Annotated in this window: 16 protein-coding genes, 4 tRNA genes and 1 riboswitch; of the genes, 2 read left to right on the plus strand and 18 right to left on the minus strand. The window is 30.9% G+C overall.

What is annotated here, in order from left to right:
• Positions 1-111: 111 nt before the first annotated feature.
• The 12 genes from G594_RS0102070 to recD2 all read right to left on the minus strand — a co-directional run bounded on the left by G594_RS0102070 (position 112) and on the right by recD2 (position 18,130).
• Complete coding sequence (locus G594_RS0102070) at positions 112-669, minus strand: GNAT family N-acetyltransferase (protein ID WP_027097036.1); 558 nt, start codon at positions 667-669, stop codon at positions 112-114.
• Between the two features lie 152 nt (positions 670-821).
• On the minus strand, positions 822-5,840 hold the full coding sequence (locus tag G594_RS0102075) for a S8 family serine peptidase (protein WP_027097037.1): 5,019 nt from the start codon (positions 5,838-5,840) through the stop codon (positions 822-824).
• Positions 5,841-6,140: 300 nt separating this feature from the next.
• Positions 6,141-7,085, minus strand: coding sequence for a hypothetical protein (locus tag G594_RS0102080; protein ID WP_027097038.1), 945 nt, complete (start codon positions 7,083-7,085; stop codon positions 6,141-6,143).
• 17 nt (positions 7,086-7,102) lie between these two features.
• Positions 7,103-7,810: a GNAT family N-acetyltransferase gene (locus tag G594_RS0102085; protein ID WP_027097039.1), complete on the minus strand. Its 708-nt coding sequence runs from the start codon at positions 7,808-7,810 to the stop codon at positions 7,103-7,105.
• A 123-nt stretch (positions 7,811-7,933) separates the two neighbouring features.
• Positions 7,934-8,425, minus strand: a complete 492-nt coding sequence (locus G594_RS0102090) for a TVP38/TMEM64 family protein (RefSeq protein ID WP_242829698.1) — start codon at positions 8,423-8,425, stop codon at positions 7,934-7,936.
• Between the two features lie 58 nt (positions 8,426-8,483).
• A complete protein-coding gene (locus tag G594_RS0102095) occupies positions 8,484-9,140 on the minus strand; it encodes an HAD family hydrolase (protein ID WP_027097041.1) in 657 nt (218 codons plus the stop codon).
• A 26-nt stretch (positions 9,141-9,166) separates the two neighbouring features.
• Positions 9,167-10,268, minus strand: a protein-coding gene (prfB, locus tag G594_RS0102100; protein ID WP_099313579.1) for a peptide chain release factor 2 whose coding sequence is annotated in 2 segments (ribosomal slippage) — positions 9,167-10,189 and positions 10,191-10,268 — 1,101 coding nt in all. Because the reading frame shifts where the segments join, the coding sequence is not laid out codon by codon here.
• 59 nt (positions 10,269-10,327) lie between these two features.
• Complete coding sequence (gene secA, locus G594_RS0102110; RefSeq protein WP_027097043.1) at positions 10,328-12,853, minus strand: preprotein translocase subunit SecA; 2,526 nt, start codon at positions 12,851-12,853, stop codon at positions 10,328-10,330.
• 185 nt (positions 12,854-13,038) lie between these two features.
• Entirely contained in the window at positions 13,039-13,581 is a 543-nt protein-coding gene (gene hpf, locus G594_RS0102115; protein WP_027097044.1) for a ribosome hibernation-promoting factor, HPF/YfiA family, read from the minus strand.
• 685 nt (positions 13,582-14,266) lie between these two features.
• Positions 14,267-14,908, minus strand: a complete 642-nt coding sequence (locus G594_RS0102125; protein ID WP_027097045.1) for a ComF family protein — start codon at positions 14,906-14,908, stop codon at positions 14,267-14,269.
• Positions 14,890-15,891, minus strand: a complete 1,002-nt coding sequence (locus G594_RS0102130; RefSeq protein ID WP_034865804.1) for a hypothetical protein — start codon at positions 15,889-15,891, stop codon at positions 14,890-14,892. The genes G594_RS0102125 and G594_RS0102130 overlap by 19 nt, the downstream gene beginning before the upstream one ends.
• A 16-nt stretch (positions 15,892-15,907) precedes the next feature.
• Positions 15,908-18,130, minus strand: a complete 2,223-nt coding sequence (recD2, locus tag G594_RS0102135) for an SF1B family DNA helicase RecD2 (RefSeq protein WP_027097047.1) — start codon at positions 18,128-18,130, stop codon at positions 15,908-15,910.
• A 103-nt stretch (positions 18,131-18,233) separates the two neighbouring features.
• On the opposite strand from recD2, the gene nagA reads away from it, so the two are divergent.
• Entirely contained in the window at positions 18,234-19,370 is a 1,137-nt protein-coding gene (gene nagA / locus G594_RS0102140) for an N-acetylglucosamine-6-phosphate deacetylase (RefSeq protein WP_027097048.1), read from the plus strand.
• A 40-nt stretch (positions 19,371-19,410) separates the two neighbouring features.
• Here nagA and metK read toward each other — a convergent pair whose 3' ends face one another.
• The 6 genes from metK to G594_RS0102170 form a co-directional block, all read right to left on the minus strand.
• The gene (gene metK, locus G594_RS0102145) at positions 19,411-20,586 is read right to left on the minus strand and encodes a methionine adenosyltransferase (protein ID WP_027097049.1); all 1,176 of its coding nucleotides are present in this window, start codon (positions 20,584-20,586) and stop codon (positions 19,411-19,413) included.
• 76 nt (positions 20,587-20,662) lie between these two features.
• Positions 20,663-20,764: riboswitch (SAM riboswitch) on the minus strand.
• A 293-nt stretch (positions 20,765-21,057) separates the two neighbouring features.
• Positions 21,058-21,142: transfer RNA gene (locus tag G594_RS0102150), tRNA-Tyr, on the minus strand.
• A gap of 3 nt (positions 21,143-21,145) precedes the next feature.
• Positions 21,146-21,220, minus strand: a tRNA-Thr gene (locus G594_RS0102155).
• Between the two features lie 28 nt (positions 21,221-21,248).
• Positions 21,249-21,324: transfer RNA gene (locus G594_RS0102160), tRNA-Val, on the minus strand.
• 7 nt (positions 21,325-21,331) lie between these two features.
• Positions 21,332-21,416, minus strand: a tRNA-Tyr gene (locus G594_RS0102165).
• A 165-nt stretch (positions 21,417-21,581) separates the two neighbouring features.
• Positions 21,582-22,046 carry a hypothetical protein gene (locus tag G594_RS0102170; protein ID WP_027097050.1) on the minus strand — a complete coding sequence of 155 codons (465 nt, stop codon included), beginning with the start codon at positions 22,044-22,046 and terminating at the stop codon, positions 21,582-21,584.
• 106 nt (positions 22,047-22,152) lie between these two features.
• Here G594_RS0102170 and yyaC point away from each other — a divergent pair, with 106 nt between their 5' ends.
• Positions 22,153-22,692 carry a spore protease YyaC gene (gene yyaC / locus G594_RS0102175; RefSeq protein ID WP_027097051.1) on the plus strand — a complete coding sequence of 180 codons (540 nt, stop codon included), beginning with the start codon at positions 22,153-22,155 and terminating at the stop codon, positions 22,690-22,692.
• Positions 22,693-22,709: the final 17 nt, after the last annotated feature.

Genomic DNA, 22,709 nt, shown 5'->3' on the forward strand with positions numbered 1-22,709 from the left:
TTATTTTCCTTGTCCCGTCGGAAGCTCTAAGTCACAGAAAAATAAATATCTATTCCCTTTCTACTAAATGTAAGGAAAATATAAAATTATTATCTTTGATTTTATATTTTCCTATATCATTTTATAATCTTCTTTCAATAAGGAATACCATGCTGCATCACAAATCCCCTGATTATTTATATCGGATTGTCTAAGAGTCCCTTCATACTTTAAACCGCACTTTTCCATCACCTTGCCAGAATTTATATTGCGTGTATCATGACGTGACTCTATTCTATTTACTCCAACTTCTTCTGTTAAAAACTTTATAACCGCTGAAAAAGCTTCAGAAGTAATTCCTTTATTCCACCAACGTCTTCCAATACAATATCCTATATGAGCACTTCCTACTTCTTCATTCAATCTAACTACCCCAATTGAACCAATTACCTGACCAATTTCTTTTAGCTCTATCCCCCAATCATAAGTTTTTGGATCACTATAATTACTTATTAAAGACTTTATATATTCTTTAGATATATCTAAACTCTTATGGGCAGGCCACATCAAATACTTAGTAACCTCATTATCACTTGCCCAATTATGAAACATTACTTCTCCATCATCCATGTTAAATTTTCTTAAAATCAATCGATTAGTTTCTAATGTTACCGTACCTAAATTCTTCATACTACACCTCCAAAATAATTATACCATTTTTATCCATAAATATATAAATACATAATTATATAAATAGGTTAATATGAAATGAAAATAATATGTATTTCTATGATTTCTTAATAACCTACACAAAAAAAGAAGCTACCCAAGGTAGCTTCCTTTTATTCTACTTTCTTTTTCTTTCTAATAACAACTACTGCTGCTCCAGAGCATAGCATTAAAGCAACAAGTACTATTACTACTGTCATTGAATTACTGTCTCCAGTTTTTGACGGTATTCCTTGAGTATTATTTGTATCACCAGGTTCTGTTGAATCTCCAGGCTTACTTGGATTATCTGTATCTCCTCCACTAGGTGGGGTTATTACAGCAGAATCTGAAACAATCTTAAAGTGTCTTGTAACAACTAAAGATTTATTTCCAGCCTTATCTGTAGCATAAGCCTCTAAAATATATTCTCCTTCAGCTGTAATTTCCTCTCCATAATATGAATTTCCATTTAATAAAAGAGTAATTGTAGCTTCTTCATCATTACAAACAACATTAGGTGTTACTGATTCTGTGAATTCTTGTCCTTCACCTATATTTGTAATGTTTACTTGTGGAGCTTCAGTATCTATCTTAACCTCAGCTAATGCAACTTCACTTACATTACCTGCGTAATCAGTTACTCTTGCATATATCTTAGAAGATATACCTACTGAGAATTGTCCGTTATATTCAGTATAATTTTCTCCATCAAAACTGTATTCAATCTTATCAATTTGAGTTTCATTAGAGCTAATTGTTACATTAACAGGTTTATTAGTTAATTCTGTAGTGCTTAAGTTTATAGAAGGCTTTACTGGAGCTTCCTTATCTAATATAACAGGAATATATTGAGCAACACTATTTCCCATCATATCAACAACTTCTACTAACACATTATTAACACCTTGTTGTAATCTTATATCCTTAGAGAACTCTCTTTGTAATTTATCTTCTCCCTCTACAAACATTTGATCTAAAGTTAATACTGCTTCACCATTTATATATAGGGAATATCCATGTAGACTATCTGTAACATTTCCTTTTAAAGTGAAATTTTCATTGTTAGTGTAAACTTTATTATCATCTCTAACATTTAAATCAAATGATACTGATGGTGCTTTTGAATCATAAAGAACTTTATAGTTCTTATTAACAATAACTTTTCCGTCCTTATCTTCCAAATAAACATTAATCCTATTTGTGCCTTGTTCTAGTTTTTGCTTAAATTCAAATGTTAAGTCATCCTTTACAGCTACATCTTCTCCAGAAATCTTAAAGACTCCAGGTTTATTGCTTAACTTACCTTCAATTGTATAAAAATCATTTTCTGTTAATTGAGCTGAAATAAAATTAAGCGCTTCTAAATTATAGAATTCAACTGATAAGTTATTATCTTCACTATACCTAGAAATAACCATATCTTTATAAGATATATTTCCAGCTGCATCTGCTGCTATTATAGATATACCATTTAATCCATCTGTAAGATTCACTTCCACGCTTCCTTTTCCATTTGCATCTAAGGATATAGGTTGTAAATCTTCACTATTAACTCCTAGGTATGCCCCAACATAATTTCCAGTAAACTCATTTATTTCAGAAACTGATACCTGAAGATTTATAGAATCTTCTGTAGTTGTATAGTAAGGTGATACAGTTCCTATGTCCGGTGTAACAGAGAGAGCTGGTGCAATAGTATCTAATAATACTAGTATACTTGTTCTAACTATAGTATTTCCGTCCCTATCCTCTGCATACAGACTTACTTCATTAACTCCCTCAGCTACTGATAATGGGTAATTAAATCTATTATTTTCTATTTCTACATCTTCACCATTTATCTTTAAAACTCCCACTGAATCATTAGCTAAACCATTTACAATATACTTACCATCAGCTAACATATCTGCTGAAATAATCATGCCATTAGATATATTAGTAAATTTAACATCTGCATTTGTAACATTTGAAATAACCTCTTCATCTAATCCAAAGTTACCTGCATTATCCATTGTAGCAACTACTACATCATTAGTAGTTTCAAGTGCAAAAGGAATTATAGCATAGTAGTTACCATTAGAATCTTTACTTATATTATCTTCAGATAATACAAGCATTTTATCTCCAATTATAACTACGAAAATATCACTTAATCCTGAAGCTTCATCATTAGACTTCCATTTTAAAACATAGTTAACACTATTATTATCACTTGCAATACTCTCAACTCCAAGAATATCTATTTCTGGAGCAACTGTATCTACCATAATTGGCATATCTAAATTTTGAGGTGTTGCATTTGGTAAATCAACTTTATTAACTACTCTAATATAATAATTACCGTCTTCAACATTTTCATATCTACCAGTATTCATATTATATAATGTTCCATCCCAAGCTCCTTCACTAACTAGCTTAGGACCACTAGTTCCATTAATATATTCTTCAAGAAGATTCTTCCTAACATTATTTTCTTTATATATTTCAGATAAAATATCTCCATTTTGATCTAAAACTTGAATCTTAAGTTCTTTAGAATTTCTAAGCATATATAAATATGGCATTACTTCATCTAAAGTACCATCATTATTAGGAGAGAAGGCCATCTTACTCTTATCAAATACTGTATATTGTCCATTGCTAACTGCTCCAATATAAGATAAATTTTCACCGGAAACTCCAATTAAAGCTGTTTCTGCAGTAATACTAGAAGTTGATCCATCAGTGTATTCAGGATCATCTACTATTTTTTCAGCAGACCAATCTCCATAGAAGCCCATAAATGGCATTACTAAAGAAGGTACATTTTCATTACCTACAAATTTTACAAATCCTTCAACAAACTTTTGTGCTGTAACAACTGATGAAAGATTTAAATTGCAAATTACTGTAGCAGTTCCATTCGCTGGTACTGTTACTGATGACTTATCAAAAGTTATTGAAGCACCTTCAAGTTCAACTTCATGAATATATCCAACTTCATCAGTTACCTCACTATATACCTTAACTTCTGGAATAGAATAAGTTATCTCTTCATTTCCATAATTCTTTAAATTTAAGGTAAAGCTTGTATTATTTCCAATTTCCTTTAACGCTACAGATGCTTGTCTATTAGAATTAGTAACTATTACCTTATTATTTATTGCATTTCTTATTTGTAAAAGCCCAGCTCCTTGTCTTCTTGGAGAATAAGGAATTGTTCCATTTCCATACTTGTCAGTCATAGGAACTGATGTATTCATTGCAGTATTCTTTGCAAATGTAACTAAATCTCTTCCTGATAAATTTAGTCCATTAGCTTTAACGCCCTGAATAATTAATGCTTGAGCACCTGAAGTATGTGGTGCTGCCATAGATGTACCACTCATACTTTGATAACTATTATTATTTGCAAGAGAATAAATATCTCCACCTGGTGCAGTTATTTCAGGCTTAAATTCTAGGCTTGATGTTGGGCCCCATGAAGTAAATTGAGACATATCACCCTTATCTATATTTTCGCTTGATAACGCTCCACCTTGCTCAAACTTTATTGTACTATCCCCTGATGTTATTAGAGATTTTAACTTTTCACCATCTGAATATCCTACACTAAATATAGGTTTATCAGCCACAACATTATCAACTGCCATAGAGATAGTTTCATTTCCACCATCTGCATGGTTATATATAATAACTGCCGAAGCACCTGCATTTATAGCATTGTTATATTTTTCTGAAAAACTTATATCTCCCCTAATAATTAAAGCTATTTTACCATCTGAGTTTGTACAATCACTTTCGCTACCTATACCACAATAAACTAATTCATGGTTATTAGATAATGAATCATACTTGCATCCACTTACCTTTGAATATTGAACTTTTCCAGTAGCATTGCCAATTGTTGTATAAGTTAATGCTGGCCCTATTGCTGATGTATTTTCCATGGATGCAACTGATAAAGCATCAGAAGCTGTTGATGGAGAACCTATTAAACCTGTATCAATAGTTCCAAATAAGTTATGAGGTTGTTCCCATGAGCTTGAACTTGTAGATACTTGTGCATTACCAGCTGATATTACACATAAAACACCCTTATCTGTAGCATTCTTTATGGCTACTTCTTGTGGATCATCAGGATCACTAAAACCTGCATCTGATCCTAAGCTCATGTTAATTACATCTGCTCCTAATTTAACAGAGTCTTCAATAGCAGCAATTATATCATCATCATATGCTCCTTTTATTTCAGGATTATTAGAAAATACCTTCATTGCTAGAAGTTGTGCCTCTGGGGCAACCCCCTTAACACCCATTAATCCTTCTACTTCATCTGAGGATCCGTTAGCTCCCACAATTCCAGCTACATGCATACCATGTTCTCCTGCAGCTCCAACATCAATAATGTCATTATTTCCGTCTGCATAGTTATATCCATATGGAATCTTATTGGTAAAGTACTTACCGTAATCAAGTTGTTCAATAGCAGTATTCATATTACTTTGTGTTAACTTAACATCATTATTTGTAACCTTTAAATCCTTATGCCTATAATCAATACCACTATCAATTATGGACACTACCATTCCTTCACCCTTATAACCTAATTCATTCCATACACCAGTAGCTCCTGTTATCTCATCTGCATATGCCATGGTTGGATAATATCTTCTAACCTCAGTTACAGACTTAACTTCTGATATAGATTTAATTTTATCTACATTTTTCCTTGTAGTACTTATTGAGAAACCATTAACTAAATATCCAAAGCTTCTTTTCACCTTTGTTCCTGTTATTGCTTCTACCTTCTTTATAACACTTTGTTGGGCACCTTTAACTGTGTTTTCCTTAGTTTTTACATTAGAATCATAACCATTAGATTCTGAAATAATAGCAGGCGAATCTTTTAACTGAACTATAACTCTAATCTCCTCATTTTCGTCTAGCTTATTGCCATTCTCATCAAAGTCTTTTCCAAATTCACTTTGGCCTTTGCTATGCTCTGAAAGTTCTCCTTGTGATTCTCTCATCTGTTTTAATAACTCAGATTTAAGTTTTGATGCTAAATCTTCTTTAGCACTAATCTTAACTCCATTACCGAGAATCATAGTAGTTCCTAACGCAATAGCCGTAAGCAATGATAAGAACTTCTTGTTTTTCCCCCTCATAATTACCTCCCCATTAATAATATTTATATATAAACATTACTTAAATTAAGTAATGATAATTTTTAATGATGAATAGCAATTAAGCTAGTACATGTTTATTTTTCTATTTTATAATTATACTATTTTTGTTTTATTTTACAATATATGTATTCTAAATCTATCAATAATTTAAGATTATTTTTATATAAGATATTTACCAATCTGTTACCACACACAAAGGTTGGGTTGATATTTATTTTATTTTTCCTATACAGCAAAAAAAGAGAAATTTAAAAACTTCTCTCTTTCTGATATTCAAACTTATATATAACTTTCTACTAATTCTTTATACTTTTCTCTAAGCTTAATAACTTCTTTGTTATTATTTTTCTCTTTTTCATATAATTCTTCTTTACATCTATCTAATTTATTTTTTACATTTCTCACGCTACCTAAAGATGAATCTATTTTGTTACTTACACTTATATCTGTAAATATATTATCAAAGAATACATCTACCAAATAACTTGATTCTATATTATTAAAATTTCCTGATATACTTATCATATTAATATCACTTAGCTCTTTTTCTAGCTTTGTTATAGCATAACCTAATCTCTCTATTTCTTTTTTAGCTGAGTTAACAGCATCATGTTTCATAATAGATGTAATAGCTCCTCCACCTAATACATCCCAAGTTGCCAACCCTGATGCATCATTAAGATATTTTAATGCAGAATTAACTGTAAAATCACAATTAATAGCTTCATCTATTGCTTCTTTTATCTCTATACCTTCTTTTACATATCTGTTTATTGAAGCTTCTATTTCTTCAATCTCTAACCTCTTATTTAAGTCTATTCCCTTTAATAGCTCTGACTTTTCTTGAATAAGCTCTTCATATCTTTCCTCATAATTACTAATAGATTTTATTCTACTTTTTGTAGTTTCTAAATCATTCTTTAACTCTTCAACAGTAACTCTATATTCTTCGTATCTTAACTTTGCCTCTAAATATTCTTGCTCTTCCTTGTATAACTTTTCTTCCCTATAATTAAATATAGTACTTATTATATTAGCCACTGATATTTTATTGAATTTCTCTACATCCTTAAACTCTTTATTCAGCTTTTCTTCTAACCCCTCTAATACCTTATTCTTTCTATAGTAGGTATCTTCTAAAGTAACTAATTTTTCTTCTAAAGTTTCCTTTAATAAAATATTATCCTTACATTCTCTTAGTTCTCTATTAATATCTTCAAACACTTATATCCCCCCTATAACTATTTAATCAACCAGTATACTTTATCATCTGATATGTCATAGCCTAATTTCTTCTGTAAATTTAAAGACTTAATGTTATCTTCTATAACTTGTCCATAAGCATAAGCTCCAGACTTTATTCTTTTGTTTGTAGCTACAGCCTGAAGTCTTAATGCTATACCCCTTCCCCTATATTCAGGTAACACCTCAAGCATACCTATTGAGCCTTCTTTATGATAACCAATAAAACCACATAAATCTCCATCAATAAAAGCTCCATATACTGCCTCATTTCTTATTCTATCTTCTATATATCCATCTAATACAGTTGTAGATTTAGAATATACTTCACTAACTTTATAAGCATAATCTTTTGATAATAGCTTTACTGTCACTTCTGAATTTCCAATATCAATTGGTTCTTCCTTCTTATATACTACATTAAAACACACCATCTTTTCATCAAACTTAAATCTATCTTCTAACAACCTAAAATCTAACTCCTTATGACCAACTATCAATTCAGCGTCTTTAGGAATTATATTAACTATATTTTTAGTTATCTTTTCATCTGATGCATACATCATATAAGCTTTAGAGACCTTTTCATATATCAATATTCCTTTCGAAGATAAATAAAGAATCTTTGCACTCCCTCTTCTAATAGGTTCTAGCATATCTACTGTCAACATAAAATTCTTCATTAATAATTCTACTGCTTTTCTCATAACACCCTCTCCTATAAACATATTTTACCACAAAATATTAATATCTTTTATAAACTTTTAATATAGGTAAATACTATGCAAATTTGTTAAATAAAAAAGAAGTCATCTCTTGATAACTTCCCTTTAACTGTTATTTCCTTTTTTAATAGTTAACCATAATAGAATTAAAGCAATTATAGTAATTATAAGTTTAATACTACCTTCATTTGTATTTATGAATTCATAACTTACCAAAGCCTCTAAGGCTATTGAAGGTATCTTTCCTAAAAAAGTTGTTACAACAAATATAAATGAATTTACACTGCTTAATGCTGCTCCTAAAGTTATAAATCCTGAAGGAATAAATGGTATTAATCTTCCTTCAAAAATAAGAACACCAGCTTTCCACCCTTTACTCTTTACTAAATTATCAACTAACCTATACTTTCCTAATATAGAGGTAATACTTTTTTTTAAACCTAACCTATAAACTTTAAAGCTTATATATCCCCCTATACTTTCACCAAGTAAGGATATTATAAATCCCCAAATTGGTCCAAAAAATATAATATTAGCTCCAGTTACAAATATGGATGGAACTACTCCTAGTAAAGCAATTATAATACTAATTATTATTGATATAAAAATTGCAAATTCTCTATATTGTCCTAAAATCTCTAATACACTATCAATACTAAACATTTTCTAATATATCAATTACATCTAATAAACTTTCGCATATTCTATATGATTTAGATTTCATATTTTCATCTGGCTCCTTCATATCTGGAATATTTACTCCTAACATTCCTGCACTATAAGCTGCCTCTATTCCAGCACCCGAATCCTCTAGAACCATACACTCTTTTGGTTCTACTCCTAGCTTTTCTGCAGCTTTTAAGAATATCTCTGGGTCTGGCTTAGAATTTACAACTTCATCCCCACAGATAACATAATCTGCTTTTTCTAATACACCGCCTAATTTAAGTAAATACTCTGCTCTATCTCTTGAAGTAGAAGTAGCAACAGCAACCTTATACCCATTCTCCTTAAGGTAATTTAAAAGTTCATGAATTCCTCTTTTTAGTGGTATACCATCTTTTTCAATAGCCTTCATTTGATGCTTTATCTTTTTCTCATATAAGCTTTCTAGCGGAAAATCTTCACCGAATTTTTCTATCATAAGCTTTCCAAATCCCTTAAGATTTCTTCCAATTAAAGTACAGTAGAAAGCTCTATCCATCTCATATCCTATTTCTGCACAAATATCTCTCCATGCATTAAATGATAGTCTTTCTGTATCAAAAATAAGACCATCCATATCAAATATTACGCCATTCACCCTTCTCATATATAGCCTCCTTAGTTTATCTGAGTTTATTTACTACTTGAAAGATATGAATTTATAAACAAATCAATATCTCCATCCATAACTCCATTAACATTTGATGTTTCCACATTAGTTCTATGATCCTTAACCATGCTATAAGGATGGAATACATAAGATCTTATTTGACTTCCCCATCCCATATCCTTTAAATCTCCAGTTAAGTCTTCTATTTTTTCTTTATGTGCTCTTTCTTTTAACTCTATTAACTTTGCCTTTAACATAGCCATAGCAGTATCTCTATTAGCAAATTGACTTCTTTCATTTTGGCATTGTACAACTATTCCAGTTGGAATATGAGTTATTCTTACTGCTGATTCTGTTTTATTAACGTGTTGACCACCAGCTCCACCTGATCTATAAGTATCTATCTTTAAGTCATCCGACTTTATATCAATATCTTGTTCTTTTGTAAGCTCTGGTAATACTTCAAGTGAAGCAAAGGATGTTTGTCTCTTACCATTAGCATTAAAAGGAGATATTCTTACAAGTCTATGAACGCCTTTTTCAGCTTTTAAATATCCATAGGCATTCTCACCTTTAACTCTTAGGGTAACGCTCTTTATACCAGCTTCATCACCTTCTAATAAGTCTAAAGTTTCAACCTTATACCCTTTCTTTTCACACCATCTTATATACATTCTAAGAAGCATTTCAGTCCAATCATTAGCATCTGAACCTCCTACTCCTGCATGCAAAGTTAAGATGGCATCATTACCGTCATATTCTCCTGATAATAATATCTCTATTTTATATTGATAAAGTTCCTTTTCCAATTCCCTTACTTCAGAGATTATTTCTTGTGCTGACTCTTCATCATCCTCTTCCATAAGCTCATAAAGAACATCTATATCCTCAACTCTTCTTACAAAATCATCATGTCTAGAAACTTTATCTTTAATTCTTTTACTTTCTTTTGTAACTTCTTCTGCCCTTTTTATATCATCCCAAAATCCATTTTCCTGCATTTGAAGTTCTAATTCTTTTAATTGTTTTTCTAAAGCTTCCTTGTCAAAGTGAAGCCCCCATTTCCTCTATAGTCTCTTTTAAGCTAGGAACCTTACTCATTTCCTTTTCTAGCTCAATTATCATATAATCATCTCCTTCACTATTAAAAAGGCTAACCATCAAATGGTTAGCCTATACATATTCTATGCTTCTCTTCCACAGCAGTTCTTATACTTTTTACCACTACCACATGGACATGGTTCATTTCTACCAATTTCTATTTTCTTTCTTACAGGCTCTCTCTTTGTTGACTTTGAATCCCCATCAGCTCCTGCATGAACAGCTGAAGTTTCCTTAGCTACTCTTTCTCTTTCTGGAGCCTTTTCCATTTGAACATGGAAGATATATTTAACTGTATCAGTTTTGATTCCTTGAATCATTTCATCAAACATTTGACTACCTTCCATTTGATAAGCTTGAACAGGATCTTGTTGCTTAAATGCTCTTAATCCCATACCTTGCTTTAAGTGGTCCATGTTATCAATATGATTCATCCACTTTGAATCAACTGTTCTAAGAAGAATTACTCTTTCAATTTCTCTCATCTTTTCAGAACCAAATTCTTCTTCTTTTCCATTGTAAATTTCAGTTGCTATATTCTTATACTTTTCAATGATTTCATCATTAGTAATCTTCATTAATTCTTCAACAGTTACTCTGTTATCTGGAACACATATATCATCTAAATATGCTATAAGCTTCTTCATTTCAACTTCAACATCGTCACCCTCAACACCATTTAAGTGGCTTAATACGGCATTTGAGATGACATCTGAAGTCATATTTAGAATTTGATCCTTTAAGTCTTCGCCTTCTAAAACTTGTGCTCTTTGCTTGTAGATAACTTCTCTTTGCATATTCATAACATCATCATATCCTAATAATGTTTTTCTTATGTTAAAGTTATTACCTTCAACCTTCTTTTGAGCATTTTCTATTTGCTTAGTAATTATCTTATTTTCTATAGCATCATCTTCTTCTAATCCTATCTTATCAACAACTGCTTGAATCTTATCAGAACCAAAGATTCTCATTAAGTCATCATCTAATGATATATAGAATGTAGAAGAACCTGGATCTCCTTGTCTTCCTGAACGCCCTCTTAATTGGTTATCAATTCTTCTAGACTCATGTCTTGCAGTACCAATGATCTTAAGACCACCAACTTCAACTACACCTTCTCCAAGCTTAATATCAGTACCTCTACCAGCCATGTTAGTAGCTATAGTTACCATCCCTAACTCACCTGCATGGGATATGATTTCTGCTTCTTGTTCATGATACTTAGCATTTAATACTTGGTGAGGAATTCCTCTCTTTTTAAGTATTTTTGATAATTCTTCTGACTTTTCAATACTTACAGTACCAACAAGAATTGGTTGACCTGTCTTATGAGTTTCTATTATATCCTCAACTATTGCATTAAACTTACCTTTTTCATTTTTAAATACAAGGTCTGCATTATCTACTCTTTGTACTGGTCTATGTGTTGGAACAACTATAACATCTAGTCCATAAATTTCTCTAAATTCATTTTCTTCTGTTAACGCTGTACCTGTCATACCTGATAATTTATTATACATTCTAAAGTAATTTTGGAATGTAATTGTAGCTAAAGTCTTAGATTCTCTTGCAATCTTAACTCCTTCTTTAGCTTCAATAGCTTGATGAAGACCATCTGAATATCTTCTACCTTCCATAAGTCTTCCTGTAAATTCATCAACTATGATAACTTCTCCATCCTTAACCATGTAATCCTTATCTCTTCTCATAGAGTAGTTAGCTTTTAAGGCTTGAGTTACATAGTGTTGAAGAGCCATATTGTCAGCATCTGCATAGTTATCTAGCTTAAATGCTCTTTCTGCTTTTTCTACACCTGCATCAGTTAACATAACTGCATTAGCTTCTTCATCTATTGTATAATCTTCTTCTTCTCTTAAAGTCTTTACAAAGTAATCTGCTACTTTATAGAATTCAGTTGATTTTTCACCTGCTCCTGAAATTATAAGTGGTGTTCTAGCTTCATCGATAAGAATAGAGTCAACCTCATCCACTATACAGAAGTTAAGTTGTCTTTGTACTCTTTCCTCTTTGTAAATAACCATGTTATCTCTTAAGTAGTCAAAACCAAATTCATTATTTGTTCCGTAAGTAATATCAGAACCATATGCCTCTCTTCTTTGGTCATTTGTAAGTTCATGAACAATAACACCTGTAGTTAAACCTAAAAAGTTGTAGATTTGTCCCATCCACTCCATATCTCTTTTTGCAAGATAATCATTAACTGTTATTATGTGAACTCCATTTCCAGATAAGGCATTTAAATACGCAGGTAATGTAGCAACTAAGGTTTTACCTTCACCAGTTTTCATTTCCGCAATTCTTCCTTGGTGAAGTACAATTCCCCCAATAAGTTGCTCTCTATAATGTTTCATTTGAAGAACTCTCCAAGATGCCTCTCTAACAGTTGCAAAAGCTTCTACTAGTATATCATCAAGAGTTTCTCCATTTGCTAATCTCTCTTTAAACTCAACAGTTTTATTCTTTAATTCTTCATCTGTTAACTTAGACATTGACCCATCTAAAGCTTCAATCTTATCAACAATAGGTTTTATTCTATTAACTTCTCTTTCACTGTATGACTTGAACAATCCTCCAAAAAGTCCCATAATTTCATCCTTTCAACTATATTATTAATAACGTTACTATATAATTTCATATTCTAATTTCTATATTTATAAATTATACCATTGTAACTTATATATATACAACAATTATAACTATTTATTAACATAAATGCAAAAACTCCATAGAGCCTTTGGATTTCTCCTTAACCCTATGGAGTATACACGCTTTATTTATATTCTGGTTCTATTAAACCATAATTTCCATCTTTTCTTTTATAAACAACACTTACGTTGTTTGTATCAGCATCTTGATATACAAAGAAGCTATGTCCTAATAATTCCATTTGTAGTACAGCTTCATCCGCAGACATTGGTTTTACATTGAAAGACTTAGTCTTTACAATTCTTGAGGTATCTTCATCAGTATCTTCATTCTTAAATTCTAGCGAATTAAATTCTGGATACCTTAATGACCCTGAATTATTCTTTCTAGAAAGCTTGGTTCTTTGTTTTCTTATTTGTCTTACAAGCTTCTCTTCTACAAGGTCAATTGACTTATACATGTCGTCTGTGACTTCTTCTCCTCTTAGAATAACCCCGTTAAATGGAATTGTCACTTCTACTCTTTGTCTATTCTTTTGTACACTTAATGTAGCTCTTGCTTCTACATTAGGTCCAAAATACTTTTCTAGCTTAGAAATCTTTTTTTCTACCATTTCCTTTAACGCAGGTGTTAATTCAATATTTTTTGCTATTACTGTCACTTTCATAAGCCCAGCCCCTCTCATAATTATTATGATTCTTTAGACCTTTATTAAGTTGTTTTTTATATTTTAATTTTACATAACATCTGAAAATATAGCAACTTTAAATTTTCAGAATATTCTCTTACTTCAATCATACTACTTCAACTATCTTAATATTCCTCTTTTTTTTGCAAAATATGTATACATTTTATCATTTGACATAATGCACTAATTATCTAATAAATAATTATACTCAAAACTCTGCTAACAGCATTTTTATTGAAGATACAAAAGTTCATATTGGACAATTAACTAATTATTTCAATAGGTTTAGCTAAGAAACCACTGCAATCAGCTTGCCCATTTTTCACAAACTTTACTATATCAAAATTTCCACCTTATCCTTATTATCTATCTTATCTATTTTATCTTTATTCTCTCTTACATTCTTAACTTTTTCAGGCAATAAAAAAAGAGCAGCATCACTACTACTCTTGTTAAGCTAGCTGACCTGGTCTTTGCCCCCACACTCGCCTACTGGAGATTTCGCTACCCAGAATTACCCTCTCACTACTAACCCTCTCAATTAAAATTGGTAGGACTTACTTCTATACCGCACCATGCTCATCAAAACTTTGTTTGAGTTACGTGGATCGTTTTGCCTGCGACTAGCCTCGACTTTCAACCACAGACCTAGCTTACATTAATATTATACATACGATTTTGCCATAGTCAACAATTTTATTTGAACAACCCCTGCTTCTTTTAATACTCGCTCTGCTTCATGAAGAGTTGCACCTGTTGTAATTACATCATCCAATATTATAAATTTCTTTCCTTTTACTTCTTCTCTATTAATAACTTCAAATACACCTTTAATATTTTTTAATCGCTCTTCTCTTTTTAAAGTCTTCTGTATCTTGTTATCTTTCACCCTTTTTAAAGTATTTAATATGGTAAAATTATTTCTTAATCCTAATTCCTTAGCTAAATACTCACATTGGTTAAAACCTCTTATCTTAAGACTTTCTTTTCCTATAGGAATATATGTTATTATATAATCCTTTTCTATAAAATTAACCAGTCTTTCCTCAACTAGCTTAATTAGTTCTTCTCCTGCATCAAATCTTCCCTTAAATTTAAACTTTAATATTAATTCCTTTAATACACCTTTATAATATCCAAGACAAAGCTCCCCATTATCACAATATGTAATTGAAAATTTACATTTATGACATAAACCATAGGTATTTTCTTCACCACATACTATACACTTACTATCCCTTGGATAAATTATTTCCAATAAACTTCTTTTTATTATTGATAAAACCTTTATAATCCTTTTTCCCATAACATCTTATTAAAATCTCTAGATACATCCCTAACCCTATCTATAGTATTATTTACTTCATTTGCTATAAATAATATCTCTGAAGTTTTACTTAATGTTTTTGATATTTGACCACATATATACATAAGTTGTTTATAGCTATACTCATTACTATCTGCAAATAGTACTATAGCATCTCCAATGTTAGTCCCCTCTAAAGATATCTCCTTAAAATCTGTTATTATAAATGTTGCCTTATCTTTTACTTTTAAAACATTTATCTTATTACTTTTATCTTTGTATACTTTTTTTATTTGAACCTTATTTAATTTAAGCTTATTTAAATAATATTCATATACATTTTCTAAAGCTTCACTATTAGGAACATATATGACTAAATTTCTTTTATTATCCTTAAACCATTTTATATAATCATATAAAATATATGGAATATCCTTATTTAAATCAATTCTAGTATTTATAACTCTAGGCTCTATAAATGGCTTTTTAGTAACTATAGGAGTACATTCTATTTTATCTCCTAACATAGTTACCTCTTCTAAGGAATATACTATTATTCTTTCTGACTTGCTAATTATAAAGTTATAAATATCTCTTAACTTTCTATTATCTATAGTAGAAAAATTTGATATATCATCTAAAATAACTAAATCGTATTTTCCTTCTATATCCTTTATATGTTTATACTTTACAAAGTTAATATCGCATTCTCCAAGACCACTTTCTAATTTACAATAAGTCATATGTTTATACTTATTACTTAATCCATCTAATAGTTTCTTTTCTTGATACCCTTCATCTGATATATATAAAACTTTCTTTCTCATGGAAATAAAATAGCTTACTATATCTACAAAAATTGTATTTGTATTAAAAGGACATGTACTTATAGATAAAGTTTTTATACCACTTTTATACCAACTATATATTCTTCTAGAAATATCTACTATCTCTTCTGATATATTTTTATTAAATATAACCATATTACCCTCTCTTTTTTTATTCTATTACATCACTATTAAGTAAATCTTTTATTCTGTTCTCTAGTGATGAATATCTCTCAGTACTATTAGTGTTTGTAACCATGTATTGAAGTGCCCTTGGATATCCAACCACTGTTACTAGATCCTTTGCTCTGGTTATTCCAGTATATATTAAATTTCTATTCATCAAGAAAGGTGATCCCATAAATGATGGAATAATTACAACCTTAAATTCACTTCCTTGACTTTTATGTATTGTAATTGCATAAGCCAATTCTAATTCATCAATATTTTCAGCATCGTATATTACCTTTTTTTCGTCATCAAATATTACTGTAATACTTCCTCTTTCGTTATCAATACTTTGAATAAATCCCATATCTCCATTAAATACACCTTCACCATCAAGATCTCCCTTGTCACTTATAGAAGTCCACTTTATTAAGTAATTATTCTTAGTTTGCATAACCTTATCCCCTTCTCTAAGAACAAGATTCTTTATCTTTTTCTCTTTTTTATCCTTTGAGGGTGGATTTAATATTTCTTGTATTTTTTCATTCAAATTTATTATTCCTAAAACTCCTTTTTTCATAGGACTTAAAACTTGAATATCTCTTCTTCTATCCCATGACTTATTGAAGTTTGGCAATCTCCTATTAACTAAGTCTAAAGTAACAGAAAGTATATTATCTATATTCTCTTCCTTTAAAAAATAAAAATCTTTATTCTTTTGATTCAAATATGGCATCTCTCCATTATTTATTCTATGTGCATTAGTGATAATTAAACTCTCGGCTCCCTGTCTAAATATTTCTTTTAATCTAACAACCTTGATTAAACCACTATTTATTAAATCCTTTAATACATTTCCAGGCCCTACTGATGGTAATTGATCAACGTCTCCCACTATAATAAGCCTTGTTCCAACTCTTATGGATTTTAATAAGCTGTGCATTAAAAATATATCTATCATAGAAGCTTCATCTATTATTACTACATCTCCATCTAAGGGTTCATCTGATTCATCATCTAAAGGTGTATCCTCATCCCCAGCCCCTATATCTAATAATCTATGTATGGTTTTTGCTTCTCTTCCAGTTGATTCAGTCATTCTCTTAGCCGCTCTTCCTGTTGGGGCTGCTAAAAGTACTTTCATTCCCTCATTTTCATAAATTTCAATTATGCTTTTTATAATTGTTGTTTTACCTGTTCCTGGACCTCCAGTTATTATTTCTATTCCATCAGTAAAAGCTCCAATAATAGCTTCCTTCTGAGAGTCTGCAAAGTTAATACCACTTTTCTTTTCAAACAAAGAAATTTCAAATTCTATATCTGTATTTATAGTTTGATAGTTTTGAATTGATAACCTTGCTATTCTTTCTGTTATACCTAATTCACTATAATAAAATATAGGTATAAATACACATTCTATATCATTTATTTTTTGTACTATTAGCTTTTTCTCTAAAAATGCATTATATATATTTCCTTCTATTAGTTCTTCCTTAACCAATAAAAGTTCTTTAGTTTCTTCTATAACCTTATTCTTAGGCATATATGTATTTCCAGCAGCACAGAATCTATTTATTACGAAGTCTATTCCACTCTTTATTCTAGAATCAGACTCTCTATTTATTCCTATCATTGACCCAATTCTATCTGCTGTAGCAAAACCTATTCCTTTTATTTCTCTACAAAGAATATAGGGGTCCTTCTGAACAATTTCTTTAGCATTAGGTCCAAATCTTTTATATATTTTTAAACACTGCCCATGAGTTATGCCAAAGCCTTGAAAATATATCATTATATCTTTTAAATCATGTTGTTCTAAATATGATTCATAGATAATGCTAAATTTCTTTTCTCCAATACCATCAATCTCTTTTATTCTTTCAATATTATTATCTAATATATCCATGGCCTCTTCACCAAAATGGTCAATGATTTTTTTTGCTGTAACAGGACCAATTCCTCTAATTATTCCAGATGATAAATACTTCTCTAAACCATCTATTGTAGTTGGCATAATCTCTTCACATTTACTAATACTAAACTGTTTACCAAATTGTTTATGCATTATCCAAGTACCAGTTAACTTTACATGTTGACCTTCTCTTAAGTAAGGAATTGTTCCTACAGCTGTTATAGGCTTATTCTCTATATTAATTTTAGATACTACATATCCTGTATCACCACTTTTAAAAAGTATTACTTCAACAAAGCCTTCTAAGACTTCCATATTATCTCTCCATATCCAATAAACTTATTTTTATTCTTGACTATATATATTATAATTATATCATAGGATTATAAAGTTTCTAAAAATTGATGGAGGTGTTTTAATGCTAATAAAAAATTGTAATATTATTTATTTAGACAAAATTGAAAAAGGTTCTGTACTAATTGAAAACGGAAAGATTAAAGAAATTAACCCTTCTAACGTTAACGATACAGAAGTTATAGATGCTGAAGGTTTATACCTTTCACCAGGATTTATTGATGTTCATATTCACGGTGCTGGTGGTTGCGATACCATGGATGGTACTGTTGAATCTATAAATACAATTGCAAAAACAATAGTTGAACATGGTACAACATCTTTTACACCAACTACAATGACAGTTGCTGCTGAAGATATCAGAAAATCTATGAAAGTTATTAAAAAGCTTAAAGAAGAAGGAACTGAAGGTGCTAATGTATTAGGAGCTCACTTAGAAGGACCTTTCATAAGCCCAAAAGCAATTGGTGCTCAAAATCCAAACTTCTTACTTGCGCCATCAGTAGAAAACTATAACAAAATAGTTGGTGACTATGGTGATGCTGTTGTATCTATCACAATGGCTCCTGAAGTTGAAGGTGCAAAAGAATTAATAAAGTATCTTTCTGACAATGGTGTTACAGTATCTATGGGGCACACAAAAGCTACTTATGATGAAGCTATAGAGGGAATAAAATGTGGTGCATGCCACTCAACTCACCTTTACAACGCAATGACTCCTTTTACTCATAGAGAACCAGGTGTTGTAGGTGCTACATTCGATACTGATATAACTACAGAAACAATTTCTGATGGTATCCATATTTCTTACCCTGCTTTAAGAACAGCCTATAAGCAAAAGGGAACTGATAAAGTTTTATTAGTTAGTGATGCTATGGAAGCTTGTGGTATGCCAGATGGCCAATATTCTTTAGGTGGTCAAGATGTTATAGTTAAAAATGGTGCTGCAAGATTATTAGATGGAACTTTAGCTGGTTCTGTTCTTACTCTTGATAAAGCTGTTAAGAATATATATAGCAACTCAAATTATCCTTTAAATGAAGTTGTAAGAATGGCTACTTACAATGGTGCAAAACACTGTCATGTTGAAGATCATAAAGGTTTGATAAAAGAAGGTTATGATGCTGACCTTATATTATTTAATGAAGATATAGAAATTCAAAAAGTTTTCGTTAAGGGAAAAAAAGTTTATAATAAATAATAAAAAGACTTATTGCAAATTATTGCAATAAGTCTTTTTTCTATAATAATTTTTTAATTTCTTCAACCTTGTTTAATTGTTCCCATGGAAGATTTAAGTCTGTTCTTCCAAAATGTCCATAAGCAGCAGTTTGCTTATAGATTGGTCTTCTTAAATCTAACTCTTTAATTATTGCACCTGGTCTTAAGTCAAATACCTTTTCAACTATATTAATTATAGTTTCTTCATCAACTTTTCCAGTTCCAAATGTCTCAACTTCTATTGATACTGGCTTTGCAACACCTATAGCATAAGCTAATTGTATTTCAAGCTTATCTGCAAGGCCAGCGGCTACTAAGTTTTTAGCAACCCATCTTGCTGCATACGCTGCTGATCTATCAACCTTTGTTGGATCTTTTCCTGAGAATGCTCCACCACCGTGTCTTCCCATTCCTCCATAAGTATCAACTATTATCTTTCTTCCTGTTAATCCCGAATCTCCTTGAGGCCCCCCTACAACGAATCTTCCAGTAGGATTTATATAATATTTAGTGTTTTCATCTAATAATTCAGCTGGAACCACTTCTCTTATTACGTATTCCATTAAATCTTTTTCTATTTGTTCTAAAGTAACTTCTTCACCATGTTGAGTAGAAATAACTATTGCATCTATTCTCTTAGCTGTGTTATTTTCATATTCAACTGTTACTTGTGTTTTACCATCTGGTCTTAAATAATCTAGTGTTCCATTCTTTCTAACTTCAGTAAGTCTTCTAGAAAGTCTGTGAGCCATAGCTATTGGTAGTGGCATAAATTCTGGAGTTTCATTTGTTGCAAAACCAAACATCATACCTTGGTCTCCAGCACCTACTGCTTCAACATCATCCTTATCACCCTTTTTAGATTCTAAAGCTTCATCTACTCCCATTGCTATATCAGCTGATTGTTCATCTATAGTAGTCATAACTGCACATGTATCACAGTCAAATCCATACTTAGCTCTATCATAACCTATTTCTCTTATTGTTTCTCTAACAACTTTAGGAATGTCAACATAACAATTTGTTGTTATTTCCCCCATTACCATTACTAATCCTGTTGTTGTACATGTTTCACATGCTACTCTTGCATTTGGATCCTTTGATAAAATCGCATCTAACACTGCATCAGATATTTGATCACATATTTTATCTGGATGTCCTTCTGTTACTGACTCTGATGTAAATAATCTTTTCATAATTTGTCTTCTCCTTCCAAATGTTTTTAGGCAATAAAAAAACCCTTCGATAAGAAGAGACTTTACTATATAATCTCTCTCATCTCGTAGATAAAAAATCTACAGGAATTGGCACCTTGTAATATAACAGGTTGCCGGGTTTCATCGGGCCCTTTCCCTCCACCTCTCTTGATAAGAGTTTTTTATTTAATTTTTGCAAACTTATTGTAACATATTATTTTTTTAAACTCAATAGTATTTATTATATAATTTCAACTTTTATCCACAGAAGCTTTTTTTCTATCCACAGATTTTATTAACTTAATACACATTATCAACTTTTAAGGAATAAAAAATGTGGAGTAGATATTTATTTTACTTGTTCCGTCACAAAACTCCAAGTCACACGGAAATAAATATCCACCCCTCTCATACTATTAGAATTTTATACTTTTATAGACATTAAAAAAAGCAAGTAAACTTGCTTTTAAATGGTGGAGGAGGACGGATTCGAACCATCGAAGCGAATCGCAACAGATTTACAGTCTGCCCCCTTTGGCCACTCGGGAACTCCTCCATTTGGAGCTGGCAATAGGAATCGAACCTACAACCTGCTGATTACAAGTCAGCTGCTCTACCGTTGAGCCATGCCAGCATATTATATTTATTTTTTAAGTTTTAAATGGTGGGCACAACAGGGATCGAACCTGTGACCCCCTGCTTGTAAGGCAGGTGCTCTCCCAGCTGAGCTATGCGCCCATTTAAATGGTGGAGGAGGACGGATTCGAACCATCGAAGCGAATCGCAACAGATTTACAGTCTGCCCCCTTTGGCCACTCGGGAACTCCTCCAATTTTTAGTTTTCTTCAAATGCTGTAAGCACCGAATCAACAATAGTTAGTATATATTCTATGCTCTTATATTTCAACTCTCAAATGAATGCATATATCAAGATTATCCTTAATTTACTCTACATCTATCGGTTTTACTCTCATTTAATATTACATCCGTTTTTTCTACACATTTTCTTTGATATTATTAAAATTTACATATGGAGATAATATACTCTTTATTTTCTCATAATCCTCGCTACTTAATCTAGTCTTTAAAACTGATATAGCATTTGTAATTCCACTTTCCTTATCTTCACTATTTATAGCATCTTCTATCATACCTATATCACTTGTTGACATTGTTGTAATAACCTTTTTTAGTTCTTCATAATCTTTCCTAGGCATTTCATTATATATATCCTCTACACTTACCTTTAATATAGGATTTACATCAACAGATACTTCTTTACTTTCCTCTTTTTTCTTGCTCTCCACTTCTTTTTCATCATTTTCACTTTTAACATCTTCATTTGTAACTCCACCTAAGTTCACAATATCTGCTACTGACTTTGGTTCCCATATAAAAATAGTATATATAGTAATAAAACTTGCCAAAAAAATTACTAATCCAACAAAAACTTTTTTCATTTTTTTCACTCCCTTCATATTTGATTTATTGCCACTTAGCATTTTTTTATTCTTATATACTATTTATTAACTCCCACTCATATATTATTGAAGGGGGTGTTATGGCTTGAATAAAAGGAAGGTTCATTATAGATCTGCACTTGCTTATTATGAAATTGCAGAAGGAATAAAAGATTTTATAAAGGATAATACAGCTATAGTTTGTATAGGAACTGATAAATGTATTGGAGATTGTTTAGGACCTTTAGTTGGTACTATATTAGAAGAGAATCTCTTTCCTTTACCAATCTATGGTACTATATCAAATCCCATTCATGCTTTAAATATAGATAAACGATTGGAAGAGATAAATAAATTACACCCTGATGCTTGCATAATCGGTATTGATGCTTGTTTAGGTGAAAATAAATCAATAGGTGAAATTCATACTAGAGACTATGCTATACATCCTGGAAAAGGAGTAGGAAAGACACTTCCTGATGTAGGTATGGCCTCTATAATAGGTATAATAGACTCAAGTGATAATGCTGACTTCTTTTCTTCTAGATCTATTCGCTTATCTCTAGTTCTAGATATGGCCAAAGTTATTTCAAGAGGAATTATACATGCATATTATTTAAACAAAGGAATAAATTTAAAAACATAATAATTTTCTTATATATA

Source organism: Clostridium paraputrificum AGR2156, from assembly GCF_000424025.1.
Lineage (GTDB): Bacteria > Bacillota > Clostridia > Clostridiales > Clostridiaceae > Clostridium > Clostridium paraputrificum.